Annotated in this window: 8 protein-coding genes; all 8 read left to right on the plus strand. The window is 55.5% G+C overall.

Annotated elements, in window-relative coordinates:
• The first annotated feature begins 29 nt into the window (after window positions 1–29).
• The 8 genes from ACTJJN_RS02310 (at window position 30) to zorD (ending at window position 14,410) form a co-directional block, all read left to right on the plus strand.
• Window positions 30–290, plus strand: coding sequence for a hypothetical protein (locus ACTJJN_RS02310; protein WP_017147968.1), 261 nt, complete (start codon window positions 30–32; stop codon window positions 288–290).
• A 303-nt stretch (window positions 291–593) separates the two neighbouring features.
• Entirely contained in the window at window positions 594–1,274 is a 681-nt protein-coding gene (locus ACTJJN_RS02315; RefSeq protein ID WP_012053772.1) for an EcsC family protein, read from the plus strand.
• An 823-nt stretch (window positions 1,275–2,097) separates the two neighbouring features.
• Window positions 2,098–4,686, plus strand: coding sequence for an AAA family ATPase (locus ACTJJN_RS02320; RefSeq protein WP_012053771.1), 2,589 nt, complete (start codon window positions 2,098–2,100; stop codon window positions 4,684–4,686).
• Window positions 4,683–5,993: an McrC family protein gene (locus ACTJJN_RS02325; RefSeq protein WP_012053770.1), complete on the plus strand. Its 1,311-nt coding sequence runs from the start codon at window positions 4,683–4,685 to the stop codon at window positions 5,991–5,993. Before ACTJJN_RS02320 ends, ACTJJN_RS02325 begins: the two co-directional genes overlap by 4 nt.
• A 597-nt stretch (window positions 5,994–6,590) precedes the next feature.
• Entirely contained in the window at window positions 6,591–8,783 is a 2,193-nt protein-coding gene (zorA1, locus tag ACTJJN_RS02330; RefSeq protein WP_012053769.1) for a type I Zorya anti-phage system protein ZorA1, read from the plus strand.
• A gap of 13 nt (window positions 8,784–8,796) precedes the next feature.
• A complete protein-coding gene (gene zorB1, locus ACTJJN_RS02335; protein WP_012053768.1) occupies window positions 8,797–9,540 on the plus strand; it encodes a type I Zorya anti-phage system protein ZorB1 in 744 nt (247 codons plus the stop codon).
• Window positions 9,537–11,162 (plus strand): type I Zorya anti-phage system protein ZorC, encoded by a 1,626-nt coding sequence (gene zorC / locus ACTJJN_RS02340; RefSeq protein ID WP_012053767.1) that lies wholly within the window; start codon window positions 9,537–9,539, stop codon window positions 11,160–11,162. The genes zorB1 and zorC overlap by 4 nt, the downstream gene beginning before the upstream one ends.
• Entirely contained in the window at window positions 11,162–14,410 is a 3,249-nt protein-coding gene (gene zorD / locus ACTJJN_RS02345; RefSeq protein ID WP_012053766.1) for a type I Zorya anti-phage system protein ZorD, read from the plus strand. Before zorC ends, zorD begins: the two co-directional genes overlap by 1 nt.
• Window positions 14,411–14,787 lie beyond the last annotated feature (377 nt).

A 14,787-nucleotide genomic window follows, 5' to 3' on the forward strand; every position in this document is an offset into this window, starting at 1 on the left:
ATGCATCGGAGGCATCAAAGGACATGAACATGACGATGCCGGAAGTGGTTGCGACGGGGGCCTTGGTGGCAATGGGGATCATCCTGCTGGTGCTGATCCAGCAAGGGTTGAAGCTGGGGGAGCTTGGCAAGAAGGTGGAGCACTGCCAGCGGGATTTGCGTTGGTTGCAAATTTGGGAGATGGAGAACCGCGAGCTACGGTCAGCGTTGCGGGCGGAGCGAGAGCATGTTGCGCAGTTGCAGCGCAAGGTGGTCATTTTGCAGGACATGGCTGTGACACAAGGCCGTTAAGTGAGGCTTTTGAATAAGCCGCGGCTTGGGCAGGTGCAGTGCTGAATGCCTACGGAACGGTTCAAAGCCGATTTCACCTGGCCCGGTGGAGACTTACAATCAAATGATGGCATTATGCCTCGTCAGCCTGCGGCTTCTTGAGCTCTAAGGGCTACTGCAGCCCTGCGCGGGGCACGGACCTTTAGAGGCGAAGCCAGTATCGGATCGTGTGAGACCCTGCGCCAGGCGCCATGTTGACCGCCTTGATACCCATGCTTCGCTTTTGCGGGCAGTTGGCAAACCATTTTATGAACGGAATCCGGCATGACCACTGAAGTAGTAGAAAGCAGCTCGTCGTTGATGAAGATGGTGGAAGCCATCGCCATTAGTCCCCAAGATGCGCGGGAGCTGGTCGCCCAGTACCAGGCGCAGGCGCGCAAGGCCTCGCCGTCTGCCTCGGAGCAGAAAATCGAGGACGCGGTGGTCGACAAGATTATCAGCCGCTACTCAAAATTGGCCGCCACCTCTGGTGCTGCCACTGCACTGCCGGGTGTTATCCCGGGTATCGGAACCGCGGTGAGTGCTGTGGGCGGCGGGCTGGCGGACATTTCGGTGTGCATGAAGCTTCAGATTGATATGACGATGTGCCTGGCGGTGGCGATCAACGGGAAGATGTCCAATGAGGACGCCAAGCACATGTCGTACATCATCGCCCTCTACGGTTCGCTGGAGCAGATGGGGACTACGGGAACGACCCGAATCGCCAGCAAAGCCGGGGTGCGGATGGTCAAGAAGTACCTCACGGGTCCGGTTTTGCAAGTGATCAAGGATTTGTTCAAGAAGATCGGGATTACGTTCACCCAGAAGGCTGCCGCTAAAGTGATTCCATTTGGGATTGGGGTTGTAGTGGGGGGCACGGCGAATTATGCGTTGACGAAGTATGTGGGGAAGACTGCTCGGGATACGTTTCGGCTGAGCCTTAAAGAAGAGGGTGTTGCGGACTGAGGGGTGGGGTTTGGGCAAATGGTTAAAAGCGGGCTTTTCGGGGGAGGGCTGGCTAGAGGCTGGGTGTCGGCTAGTGCTGTATTTTTGGGTTTTTAGTGCCGGGGGAAGGTGAACTGGATCAGTAACATGTTGATTAATTGAATGAATATCTGTTTGTGTTTTAAGGTGGAATACCAGTTGGAATACTGCGGCCATTACTCCTCGCCTGCCGATAACCGTCTATCAGCCGACCTCTGACCCAGTCATCTAGCTAAACAACAGCCGGATAACAAGGTGAGGTTGGGCAGATGGTCCTCACGTTCCTGGCAGTGACGGGTCTTGAGGCGCGCGTGGTCCGTAAAGAGGAGATGTGTGTCTGAAATCTTTACAGTTGAATGGGCGAATCGCCGCTGGTGCTGGAAACTGCCTGGCCAGGGCACTTGAACCTGCTCCAATTGTTTACCTGTATGAACAGACAACATGGACGCGGCCTGTCATTTTGCTTAGGGTATGGCCATTCGGCATTACCAGCAAGGCGGCTGCATAGCAGCGATTGCACCCCAGGATGCACAGCCGTGGCGAATTGAGGTTCGTAGGATTACACCGAATGAGCCGAGGGGGTGAGCTTAGTTCAGTGAAATGAAGGACGACTGAGGCGGCGGTGAATTGCTTGCCCCCAGTTCACCGACATCTCACCAGTTGCGCCGTTGGCTGCTTATTTTTGATTATCAATATCCTTGATTCTGGTCCTAGAGTGTGGCTAGTCGTGTTCGACTAAAGTCGCAACCTGTTTTCGGAGTGCGAAATTTTGAAACCTAGCGTCAGCCAACTCTTTAAAGACTGGATGATTGAGACGGGCAAAGCCCCAACCACGGCCAATAATTATGCCAGTGGTGTTAACACTGTTTCGAACGATTATGGTCGAGACGTGTTTGAAATTGACAGCATCGATGACCTCGAACAGGTTTATCAGATCTACAGCCCAGGAGGGGCGCGCGCAGCAATCGGTGGCAGCAATAGCGGTAATGTTTATAACGGCCTCAAGCAGTGGCTGGAGTTTCGGCGTACTCAGCTTCAACTGAGTCCTGGTCTAGCGCCGATGGATCTTGAAGGCTATGCCGATCCTCGGGTACGACAGCTGCTGAACAAAGGCACTGCGCATGAGCAGGCATGGGTGCGGACGTTGTTGGGCATTATGCGCCAAAGCTACCCGCAGGCTGATCACTGGACGGTAAACGTCAACCCCTCGGACATTCGTATCGGTGTTCGACAACTGAACGCCCTGAAAGGCAAGCCCGTATTCAGCTTGTATTGGGACTGGGGCAAGATTCGCTGTTCGCTGCGAAAGGTTGCAGACCATCGAGAGTTGATGGAAGCCGCCGGCCTGGCCTGGGAAATTGAGTCAGATGCGTGCCCAACCCCGACGGAGATCAAGGAGTGGCTCGATTCCGTTGACGAAGTACTCGGGGAGAGGGAATTGACGCTCGGCGGATCGGGTTTTGTGCCCCTTGATTATCATCACTCCGAGCAAGAGGAGTCCACTGTGACGACAGCCGCCCCAGTACCTGCGCTTAACCAGATCCTGTTTGGGCCACCCGGTACCGGTAAAACCTACGCCACCATCGACAGTGCTTTGAAGGTGCTCGACCCTGCATACCTTGACGAGCAGTTGGACAATCGCGAGGCACTTAAGCAGCGCTTCGACGAGCTGGTGGAACAAGATCGCATCCGTTTTGTCACCTTCCACCAGAGTTTCAGTTACGAAGACTTCGTTGAAGGGCTGCGAGCGACCACTGACGAAGCAACTCAGCAGCTGCGGTATGAGGTGGTGGACGGGGTGTTCAAATCACTCTGTGAGGCGGCGGCAGCCAAGGTTACTCAGCAGGCTGAGGCACCGACCGAAGTTGGCCAACGACGCATTTGGAAAATGTCGTTGGGCAACACTCTGGGCGAAGACGCCAGCATTTATCAGGAGTGCCTGGCGGGTGATTACGTGTTGCTGGGCTACGGTGATGCTATCGACTTTTCAGGGTGCACGAGCCGCCAGCAAGTCCAAGAGCGCTTTGCTGCAGTCGGTGTGAAACCTGAAAGCCCGGCGACGGACTATGGCATCACCAGCGTGACCGCTTTCGTCGCGCGGATGAAAGTGGGCGACCTGATTGTCGTGTCTGATGGCAATTTTAAGTTCCGGGCGATTGGTGAGGTGACAGGGGACTACCTGTTCAAGCCGCACGCCGAGTATGAGGCTGGCTATTCGCAAATGCGCCCGGTGAAATGGTTGCGCCAATACCAGCCGTCACTGCCTCACACTGAGTTGCTCAATGGGCAATTCAGCCAGATGACCCTTTACGAGCTGAAAGCACCAACCCTGAACCGAGACAAGCTTAAAGCGCTACTCGGTACTCCCGAAGTGGGCCCCGGTGCTTTGCTACACGTGGGGCAGCGTTTTAGCCAAGGCTATGTAGTGCGCAGCGTTGGGCAGGAATTGGTGGAGTTGGACAAGCCCAAGGGCGGCGTACTACCGCTGCCATTGAGCTTGTTGCGGCAGCTGCTGGTCTATGTGCGAACTGGCCAAATTACCGTTGAAGATATCCGGCGTGGGCGAGTGTTTGAGAAGGTCCCCGAAGCCGAAATGGAAAAGCACATGGTTAACGGCTACCAACATGTGTTTGCACCGATGGTTGAGCAGCTTTTGAAACCGCAAGCGAGCAGCGCGGTGACTGACGCTCGCGTGCTGATCATTGATGAAATTAACCGGGGCAATATTTCGCGCATTTTCGGTGAGTTGATCACGCTGATCGAACCCTCCAAGCGTGCTGGCGAAGAAGAGGCGCTGTCGGTAGTTTTGCCCTACTCCAAGCAGCGCTTCAGCGTGCCCAGCAACCTGCATTTGATCGGCACCATGAACACCACCGACCGTTCCTTGGCCGGGTTGGATATGGCGCTGCGCCGTCGCTTTGTTTTCCAGGAGATGCCACCACGTCCTGAGCTACTAGACGATGTAGTAGTGCAGGGGCTGAACATTGGCCAACTGTTGCGCGTGATGAATCAGCGCATAGAAGTACTGCTGGACCGCGATCACTGCCTGGGGCACGCCTATTTCATGCCGCTTCAGGACGATGGGTCGCTGGAGCATTTGGAGGCAATCTTCCGCAGCCAGATTCTGCCGCTGCTACAGGAGTATTTCTTCGAGGACTGGCAGCGCATTCAGTGGGTTTTCAATGACCATCGTAAGCTATCAGTCGACCGCTTCGTAGTGCCGGATGAGCAGGATTTGACAGCGCTTTTTGGTGACATCAGCGTGCCGGCGCAAGGCCCGACCTGGCGCATTAACCATGAAGCCTTTAAGCGTATATCTGCCTACTTCGGCGTCATCGCGGCAAATACCAAGGTCGTGATGCCTGCTGAGGTATTTGAGGAGTCGGGCGCGTGAGCGCAATCATCAGCGTTCGTGAGTATGCCCGCCTGACCACGGCTGCCGTCGCACCTGGCAGCTTGGATTGTGCGCAAATTTCGGAAAGTGCTTTCGAATGGTTATGCGAGCTGAGCGCCAGCTTCAACCGGAATGGCGCTTCGCTGCTGCATATTGAAGGGCGCCGTATGCTGAAGTGGGATTCCTACGTGGGCATGCTGGAAACACCCTGTGGCACGCGACTAGAGATACTGCCCAAGCACCACGAGCAAGAGGATTGCCTGGTAAAGAGCCGGCGGTTACTGCGCAAGCTAATACAGTATGCCTTACATCTGAAGCCGCGTGAGACGTCAGTGGCCAGCTTGGATTTGTTCGATGCGCCGCTGAGTGAGTGGGTGATTGGGCAGTTTCTTGCTGAGCTGGATTTATTGGTAAAGCGGGGTGTGCGCTTCGACTACCAGCGTATCGAAGAAGAGCAACGTTTTTTACGTGGTCAGCTGAACGTTGTGGCACAAATGCGCCAGCCGCCGGGAAGACAGCATCACTTCCAAATTCGGCATGACATTTTTTTGCCGGATCGGGCCGAGAACCGCTTGCTGAAGCTGGCGCTGGAGCAGGTGGCTAAAAAGACCCAACAGCCCGCCAATTGGCGCCTGGCTAACGAACTGCGCGCCATGCTCGCCGAGCTGCCGGTTAGCCGGCAGGTAAGCCAAGATTTCCGTGCCTGGAGCGGGGACCGGCTGATGGCACACTACCAAGCGATCAAGCCCTGGAGTGAGCTGATACTTAACCAGCAGATGCCTGTTGCCGTAAGCGGCGAGTGGCGAGGGATGAGCCTGCTCTTTCCTATGGAAAAACTATTTGAAAGTTACGTCGAAGGCTGGCTGCGCCGGCGACTGGCGCCGGCAGCACGGCTTACAGCGCAAGCTGCACGGCATAGCCTGTGCGTGCATGATGGCAGCGCTATGTTCCGTTTGGAACCGGACCTGTTGCTGGAGCAGGGCGAGAGAGCTTGGGTGCTAGATACCAAGTGGAAGCGGCTGGACGAGGGCGATAGGCGGAATAAGTATGGGTTGAGCCAAGCCGATTTTTATCAGCTGTTTAGCTATGGTCATCGGTATTTGGGCGGGAGCGGCGAGTTGGCCTTGATTTACCCGCGGACTGCGCAGTTTTCGGCGCCTTTGCCAGCGTTTGAGTTCAGCTCGGAAATGCGGCTTTGGGTGTTGCCGTTTGATGTTGAGGGAGATGAGCTGTTGATTGGTGGGGAGATGGGATTTGGGAGGTGCTTAACGGGGCAAATTGAATCAGGTTGCAGATTCTCTGATTAATAACTTTGATACCGGGTTGCATTTGGAGACAGGTATAGCGTGTGACCTATTCCTAGCCTGCCAAAAACAATAGTGATGACTTTAAGCCGACCTCCGCCCCAATCGCTGCCAACCTGGTCGAAGCGTCAGCCGGCTACGACTGATCTGTTCGAGCTCCTGCTTAGATAGTGGGCCTCGCCTTGGCGCCAACGCGGCGTATCCAACTGGCGGCACAGGCGGTCATCATCATGCGCTGCACTTGCCTGAGGTTTTTCACCACGATCAAATCCGCCTCGAGGGCTGGTCTTCAGGCTAAACGGGTAGATTTGGAAAATCGCTGCGTTTCAGGACGCCGAATCTAGGGGTTGAGCTTTCAGCTTTACGACAGTTACGGCTCAGGCTAAGGTGCTGGCATAAGGACATTATCCTCCAGCATTTGTCCACGGAAGGTTCCTGGGTGCGCGTAATGCGCCCGCTCACTCCGAGTTTGTGGTACCCCCGCAAAAGCGCGCTTGGCAGGGTGCTGTCATTGATCCCACTGGATTGGTCTTTGGCGCATCAGTGTGGGTAATGCGGCCTTACTGAACATCAAAAAATGCTTAATTGAAGGCGGATGGTATGGATTTTTCGACGCTGCGGCACCTATGGGATGGTGCAAGCTCCGAGCAGTTGATCGCACCCTTAATGGTTGCTGGGTTTGTCGCCATTTTGTGCACCTTTTATTTTTTCCACTATTTCTACAAATCTTTCGGTCTTAGCGCCCAGCTGAAGCGTTTGATCAAAAGCTTGGAGAACGCAAAAACAGTTCTCCCGTCAGATCGGCGATCAGAGCTGGAGCGACTGTTCAAAGGCTCCAATCTGGAGCATTCGTGGCGCGAATATGCCGAAACGCTGCACGACCAATACGAGCTCAAGGAAGGCGAACAGGTAATTGGCCGATCGCGAGCCACCGCAGCAGCTGCACACTTCTTTTCACCGCAAAGTGTGGTTGATACCCCGCTGGGAACCGAATTCTATAAACATCTGCCTGGCATTCTGACCGGGATCGGTATTGTCGGAACCTTCTTCGGCTTGATGCTAGGCCTCCAGCACTTTGACCCGAGCACACCCGAACAGGTTAACGCCAGCGTCGATAAACTATTGAAAGACGTGTTGTTCGCATTCTTCGGCTCTTTCATTTCAATCATGGCCTCCATCGCTGTCACGCTCACTGAAAAGTTGCGTTTGGGGCACTGTTACAAGCTGCTTGAGGCACTCAACGAAACGATCGACGGGCTTTTTGACAGCGGTGTCGGTGAGGAATACCTGGCTGAGCTGGTGCGCTCTAGTGCTGAAAGCTCGGTGCAAACCCGCCAGCTGAAGGACAGCCTGGTGACTGATCTGCGGGAAATGTTACAGAACCTGGTTGATACCCAGGTCCGTGAAAGCCTCAAATTGGCAGATACCTTGTCGACGACGTACCGCGACTCTGGGCAGCTGTTGGCCGACCAGGTGAGCGGTGCAATCGAGAACAGCCTCAAATCGCCGCTTGAAGCCATCGCGGGTGCCGTGCAGGCCGCCAGTGGCGATCAGTCCGGGCAGGTACAGAATCTGCTTCAGGATGTTCTGGTTGCCTTCATGAACAAGCTGGAAGGTACGTTCGGCCAGCAGTTCAATGGCCTGCACGAGTTGATGGGCCAGTCGGTTGCCGCCATGCAGTCGATGCAGCAGGGCTTCTCGACGCTGATCCAGGATATGCGTTCGGCTAGCGAGTCCTCGAATCAAAGCAGTTCGACCATGATTGCCCAGCTACTGGCCAATATGCAGGCAGGACAAAGCGCCATGCAAGCCGGGATGAACGAGATGCTCGCCAATCTTCAGGCTTCGGTTGCCCGTATCGGCAACGAAGGAGAGGGGGCTGGCGCGCGAATGGCCGAGCAACTGGAGAAGCTGTTCGCTCAAAGCGAGGCTCGCCAACAGGCAATGGCTGAGAATCTCCAGGCTTTTGTCGAGTCGATCAAGCAGAGCATCGGCCAAGGCCAACAGGAAACCATGGCCAAGATTGCAGGCTCGGTCGAGGTGCTGGGTGAGCAGCTTTCTGCAGTCTTCAAGCAACTGGAACAGGGCCAGCAGCAGATGGATCAATCCACCCGCGCTGCCCAGGCAGACCTGCACCAAGGTACCCGCGAACTGGTGGGCGGCCTCGACGAACAGGTCAAGGCGTTGCTGCAGACGGTTTCCGAGCAACAGAAGTCTGCCCAGGACACCGTCAATGCATTGAGTGCCCAGACTGAGCAGCATCTGCAAAGTATGCAGCTGGGTGCGGATAAGATGCGGGCGGCGGCTGAGCGGTTTGAAACCGCCGGACAAAGCGTTGCGCGAGCCAGTGAGTCGACTGCAGGGCTGATGGGTACAGTCCAGGGCGCAGGAGCTGAGCTTGCACAGGCATCCCGTGAGCTGAATACCGTAGTCGCGGACTACCGGAACAATCGTGAAGCGCTCGCGAAAACGCTCGCGGTCATCGAAGGGGTAGTTGCCAGTGCTCAAGGGGAAGCCAGCGGTCGCAGTCAGTATCTCCAGGACCTGAAGGTTCAAAGCGAGCGGATGCAGGCACTTAACCGTGAAGTGTATGAATACCTCGAAAACATCAGTGGTGTGCTGGGTAACGGCTTCAAGGAATTCGGTGAGGGTATGGACCGGGCGTTGAGGCAAACCTTGGGCAGCCTCGACACCGAGCTCGATAAAGCAGTCAAGAGCCTCGCTGGCGGTGTGGAAGGGGTCAAAGAAAGCCTCGAAGACTTCAGCGACATCATGGAACGCATCAGGCGGTAACGGAGGCTAGTCGATGTTTGGTAAGCAAATGCCTTCGGCTGCCCGTTCCAAGGACGAGGGAGAGAAGCCTTTCTGGATTTCCTTTGCTGATTTGATGACCGCGATGATGATTCTGTTTCTCGTGGTCATGGTGGCGGCTTTGAGCTCCGTGACGCAGCGGATCAACCAGGCGGAGCAGGGGGAGAAGCAGCGTAGCAAGGACATCAGTCAGATTTGCGAGCACCTGAGCCTCAAGGCGAAGACTGCCAGCAAGACCATCGTCGTGGACTGCAAGGACAACCGGATCAGCTTCGGCGATGCTGGCCGCTTTGGGCATAACCAGTACGCGCTGAGCAACGATGGCCAATCGGCACTTCAGGAGGTCGTGCCGATGATTCTGGACGCGGCCAACAGTGAAGAGGGGCGTAAATGGTTCAAGCAGGTTGTGATCGAAGGGTCGACCGACACTGACGGTTCCTACCTGTATAACTTGCACCTGTCATTGCAGCGTTCGGAGTGGGTGATGTGCAGCCTGCTCGATAGTCGCAGCCCGCTCCAGGTCGGATTGTCGCCGGAGCATCAACAGCAGATCAGATCGATGTTTCTGGCGGGTGGTGTGTCGTTCAACAATGCAAAGGACACCAAGGAAGAAAGCCGGCGAGTCGAGTTGCGCATGCAATTCTTTGGCTTGAAGGAGAAGGAGAGCAGTCTCAAGCCTGATGTGCCGGTGTTCACTAACACTGACGTGGAAAAATGTCAGTTGGCGATGAATCGATGACCAGCTCGATCGCGAGGCTTTCCGTCGCCATTAGCAAAAGCCTGTCAGCTCATCGCACAGTGCATGCCCCAGAGCCGTTGGAGCGCTTCCCTCGTCTGACTGCTGCGGGAGTCGACCTTTACGAGCGGTTCGAGCGCGCTGAAAAGGCCTTGCCGCCACCCGAAGAAAAGCGCCGTGCTGCGATAAGCAAATTTCGCAATGTGCTGCCACTTAACGCTTCAGAATGGCGCCTGGTGTTTGCCGGCCTTTCGGACAAGAGTGAACGCGTCGGACCGATATTGGACGATGACCAGCTTTACGCCCGGGTGCATAAAGAAGTTCATAAGCGTATCGAGAAGCGAGAACTGAGCCGCCGGGACTGGTTGGCGCTGTGCTTCAGCTACTTTGGCTACGATGCCGCTACGCCCGAGCAGAACGCCAATTGGTGCCTATTGCGCGAAGATGTTCAGCTCGGTTTCGAATGTGTCCGCGACCAGCAGAAGCGCGTGAAGGAATGGGTGCAGATCGTTCAGCAACATCAGGAGCTTTTTTCCGAGCAAGCAGGTGCCACGCTGGGTGACCAAATGTTCAAGGGCGAGATCAGCGACCTTTCGGCATTGCAGACGATTGCACAGATCCCCGACAAAAGTTGGCTGTGGAACAGGATTTTTAGCGTACTGGTTTCTCGTATTTTCTTGTTGGATGACGCTGAGTTCTCTCAGCGTTTGGCCGACCTGGTCGACATCGGCCGGCAGCACCAGGGGTACATGAATCAGATTCTGAGTGCATGCCTGTCGCGTTACCACTTGGCAGCTTATCGGGAGAAGCCATCGTCACTGCTCAAACAGCTCGCGCTCGACAATTGGGGTAGTCCGCAGATCCGCTCCAGACAAAACAGCTGGCTGCAGTATGTCGATAAAGATGTCTGTGCGATGGTTGTGGCGTGGTTTGCGAAGGAGGATCTGGAACACTTCTTCAACCTGCTGAAGGGCGATGATGACGTCGACCAGTCACGCCTTTTCTACTGGCTGCGGTTTGCCAACCAGATGAGCTACACCAGAATCATCATGGGCTCGGATGCATGGAGTAACGAAGGTCGAGACTTTGCTCATTTCCGTGAGAAGAACAAAGGGCGTCTTGGCCGCCTGATAGGCGCAGCTGGTCATAACAATGCTGTCGTCATGCAGATCGGGAACTACTTTTTCGTGGAGTTCTCGGGAATGGGCGCCTGCTATGTGTATCAGGCAGACAAAGCTCCGTTTGATCCAGAGAAGTCCCAGCTTGGACTCGCTACCGAAATTAAGCAGCGCCATCGTGTGGTGGAGTGGATGCGTCACTTCCCGGCGCCGAGCCGCTCAGATCGCGTTGAGGGATGGCTGATCAAGTTCGATGACACCCTAGAGAGACTGGGCATTCGTATTCAAAGCCATGAGGTAGAGCCTGTCACGTCAAGACTGCTTTCGTTTGACTATCAGCTTCGTGAGTCCATGAGGTCAGTAAAACACACGCTCCATGATCGACGTGCGCAGGGCGGTGCAATCCATATTCAACTCGAAGAAAACGATCAGGCTGCAACCATCGCCCTCCGGCGATTGGGCTTTAAGCCCGAGAACAATAAGCCACTACGGTTCTGGAGAGAGTGATGCTCAAGCGTTTCCTCAAAGGCATTGGCCTGCAGCCGAATTCGGCAGCAGAAAAGACTAAGCCGGCTTTTTCCATTGAGGAGCAGGGTATCTGTTATCCCCTGAGCTTGGCGGAGAATACCGAGTCCTGGTCGCTGGCCAGTTATCTTGATCAGCTGGAAGAAGAAGAGTTCGTCTCCCAGCTGAGCGATCGCTGGCTGCTGACGTGGGATGAGCTCTACCGGCTGCTGGATGAGCCCGAGCACGTAACAAGCCTGCCGCTATTGGGGTTGCCGCCGCTGACAGTCCTTATCCCTCAATTGAGCAGCCAGGGCAGCCTTGCCTCAGACGATTTCAAAGTCTCCATCAGTGGCTGGCGTGATCCGCAGTCCAATGCCAATGTGCAGGTGCAGCGAACGGGGGCCATCGTTCAATATCAGGGAGCCACAGAACTGCTGCCTGAGGCGTCCTGGAAACTGACTGGTGCGGTACGACAGCTTTATCTGGCACAACAAAATGAGCCCGGTGAAGTAACCAACCAGATCGGCTGGGCCAGCATCAGAAAGCTAGCGCGCAAGGCTGGCGCTGGTATGGATGGCTTCTTGGACAAGACCGTCGTTATCAAACCCGAGAAACTGCGGCTCAACCCACGAAAGTCGACGCTTGGCGACACACCAGTTATCGAGTTGCAACCGAGCTTTGATGGCCAGCCGGCCAACTGGCTTGAGAGCTTTGACGGTGCCAAGCAGGTTCAGGATCGATACCGGGTAACGGGTGACGATGGCTCGCTGACTCATGTTCTGATTGAGCCTGAAGTCAAGTCGGTACTGGACTACGTGCGTTCGTTGCCTGGGCGTCGGGTTGCTGGTGACGATGCCCTTTCATTTGTCCGTAACCCTTACAGCACACTCGGCGAAAGTGCCGCACATGTGCTGGATGCCGAATCCTATGAAGACGAGCTCGCCGAGGCCGGTATTTTCTTTCATCGCTTCCATCTGGAACCCAAACCGGATGAAGCGGGCCAGCGTATCGAGCAGGTAACACTGACGCTCGAACCGATTTCTCCAACCCCGCAAGCGCCTATCGAAATTGAGTTCAAAGCGGCTCATGAGTTCGCGCCGCTGGTGCATGAATTGCACCTGAAGTTGGCCGCCGGCATGCCTGCAGGCTTCTGGCAGGGCTATGAGCTGGAACTCAGCGATTTTGATTTGCGCCAGTTGGCAGGCATCAATGACCTGCTCAAGCGTTGGCAAAACGAAGCGGCCGGAATCGAGTTTGAATCGGTCCTGGACCTTTCTCTCTACGGCGACCGTGTGACAGGCATTGGTGAGGCGGAAAGAATTACTTCGCCTTTCCTGGTCAAAGAGGCGACCGAGAACTGGTTGCCGAAAGATGTGGCAGCGCTGGGCATCGACGCAGAAATCCTGGGTCGGTGGGATCCTTCCGATCGTGCTCAATTTGAAGCGTTTGGGCAGCGGCTGGATGAAGCACGCGGTGCCGGTGATGACACGGTCTGTTTGCCAGAGTCCGAAACACCACTCTCGATTGCCGCAGCAGAACAACTGTTGGATGCCTGGTCGAAGAAGATTGCACCTGTCGAGACCGGCCAGGTTGAGCAACGGGAGAAAGTTGGCCGCGCCGTACTGCAAATCGGCCACAATATTGACGAGCCGACTTACGTACAGGTACGTCAAGCAGCGTTACGCGCCGCTTTGGATGCAACGCCAGAGTTGCCTGGTTTGCTCAAGCCTGAGGTCGTTCTGCGTGACCATCAGCTGCAAGGCGTGGCGTGGTTGCAGCATTTGTTCCGCTTGTCCCCCACGGACGTATCGGGTTGCTTGCTCGCTGATGACATGGGGCTTGGGAAAACGATCCAGTTGCTCACCTTCCTGGTCTGGTACTTGGAACAGTACCCAAACGATCAGCCAACACTGATCGTCGCTCCGGTTTCGTTGCTCGATAACTGGGAGCGAGAGCTTCACCGTTTCTTCTTTGCTGACGCGCTGCCTGTATTGAAACTGTATGGCTCAGCCCTGAGTGCAGTGAAGTTCAAGAAGGATGAAATCCCTGCGGACTTGAAAGCCAAAGGCATCAGGAACCTGCTGCGCCCAGGTTGGATGGGCGATGCCCGAATCGTCCTGACGACTTACGAGACGTTGCGCGATCAGGAGTTTTCCCTGGCGCGTCAGCAATGGTCCATCGTCGTATGTGACGAAGCTCAGAAGCTGAAGAACCCGGCGGCACTGGTGACTCAGGCGATCAAAGCCATTCCCGCACGGTTCCGAGTGGCGTGTACTGGTACACCAGTCGAAAATACTTTGATCGATCTATGGTGCCTGTTCGACTTTATTCAGCCAGGATTCCTGGGCGGCTTGAACCAGTTCGGTCGCGACTATCAGCGCCCTATCGAAGCCACACTGGAGCGTGATACGGAGGCGCTGGAACGCCTGCGTGGGCTTATCGAGCCGCAGACTTTGCGGCGGACCAAGCAGGACATCGCCAAGGACCTGCCGGCCAAGATCGAGGACGCAGCATGCCGTTCACTTGGCATGCATGCCCTGCAGCGTAACCTGTATCTGTCCGAAGTATCCGCATACAGCCAGAAGCAGCAGATCGAAGAGCAGCTCGATCAGAAGACCTCCGGCATGCTGGGGTTGCTGCACAGGCTCAAGCTGATTTGTGCTCACCCTTACAGCGTTCAGCCAGACACCCGGTTGCGCGACAACTCGCCGAAGCTTCAGTGGCTGATTCAGACTCTCGAGTCGATCAAAAGGGCCGGCAACGGCGACAAGGTCATCGTCTTTACCGAGTTGCGCGATATTCAGCGGGAACTGCAGCATGCGATTCAGCAGCATTTCGGCTTTCGGGCAACGGTCATCAATGGCGATACCAGTACAAGCAGTCAGAGCGCCAATAGCCGGCAGCGGCTGATCGATCAATTCCAGGAGCTGCCAGGTTTCGCCGTCATCATCCTGTCCACTATCGCCGTCGGATTCGGGGTGAACGTGCAGGCCGCCAATCACGTCATTCACTTTACGCGCTGCTGGAACCCGGCCAAGGAAGATCAAGCGACGGATCGAGCCTATCGGATTGGGCAGCAGAAGGATGTGTATGTGTACTATCCGACGGTTCGAGATGCAGCGATGCCGACGTTTGAGGCGACGCTGGATGAACTTTTGAGTAAGCGACGGGCGTTGGCGCGGGATATGTTGAGTGGGGCTTCGGAGCTTCAGGCTTCGGATTTTGAGGGATTGCTGGGGGCGCGGTGAAGGCTGAGCCTTTAATTAATCAAAATCACAATCGAATTAGAAAGGTGACGGCCAGCCTCGACACACTGTTAATGCCTGCCTCCCTATGCGGGGTTACTTAGCTATGTGTCAATTATGCGTGCAGGTTGTTCATTACTGCATTGGCAATTGCAGAGCTTTCAGCCTCCTGAGGGGTTTCTAACGAAGTATCGCCAGCGAGGCCTGCCTGGATTGTTTACCTGTGAGCTTGTCCAGTCTTGGCGCCGGCAGCTCAATGGCCTACGGTGCGCTGAAGTTTGCATCGCAGGTCGCATACGTCGAAGCAGCTGTGATGTCCATGATGCCGAGTAGGTTGAGCGAAGAGCTATCCGCCTCGGACTCAGCATCGCATTCTTCGT

It is taken from the genome of Pseudomonas sp. 22515, assembly GCF_052044625.1.
Classification (GTDB): Bacteria; Pseudomonadota; Gammaproteobacteria; order Pseudomonadales; family Pseudomonadaceae; genus Aquipseudomonas; species Aquipseudomonas alloputida.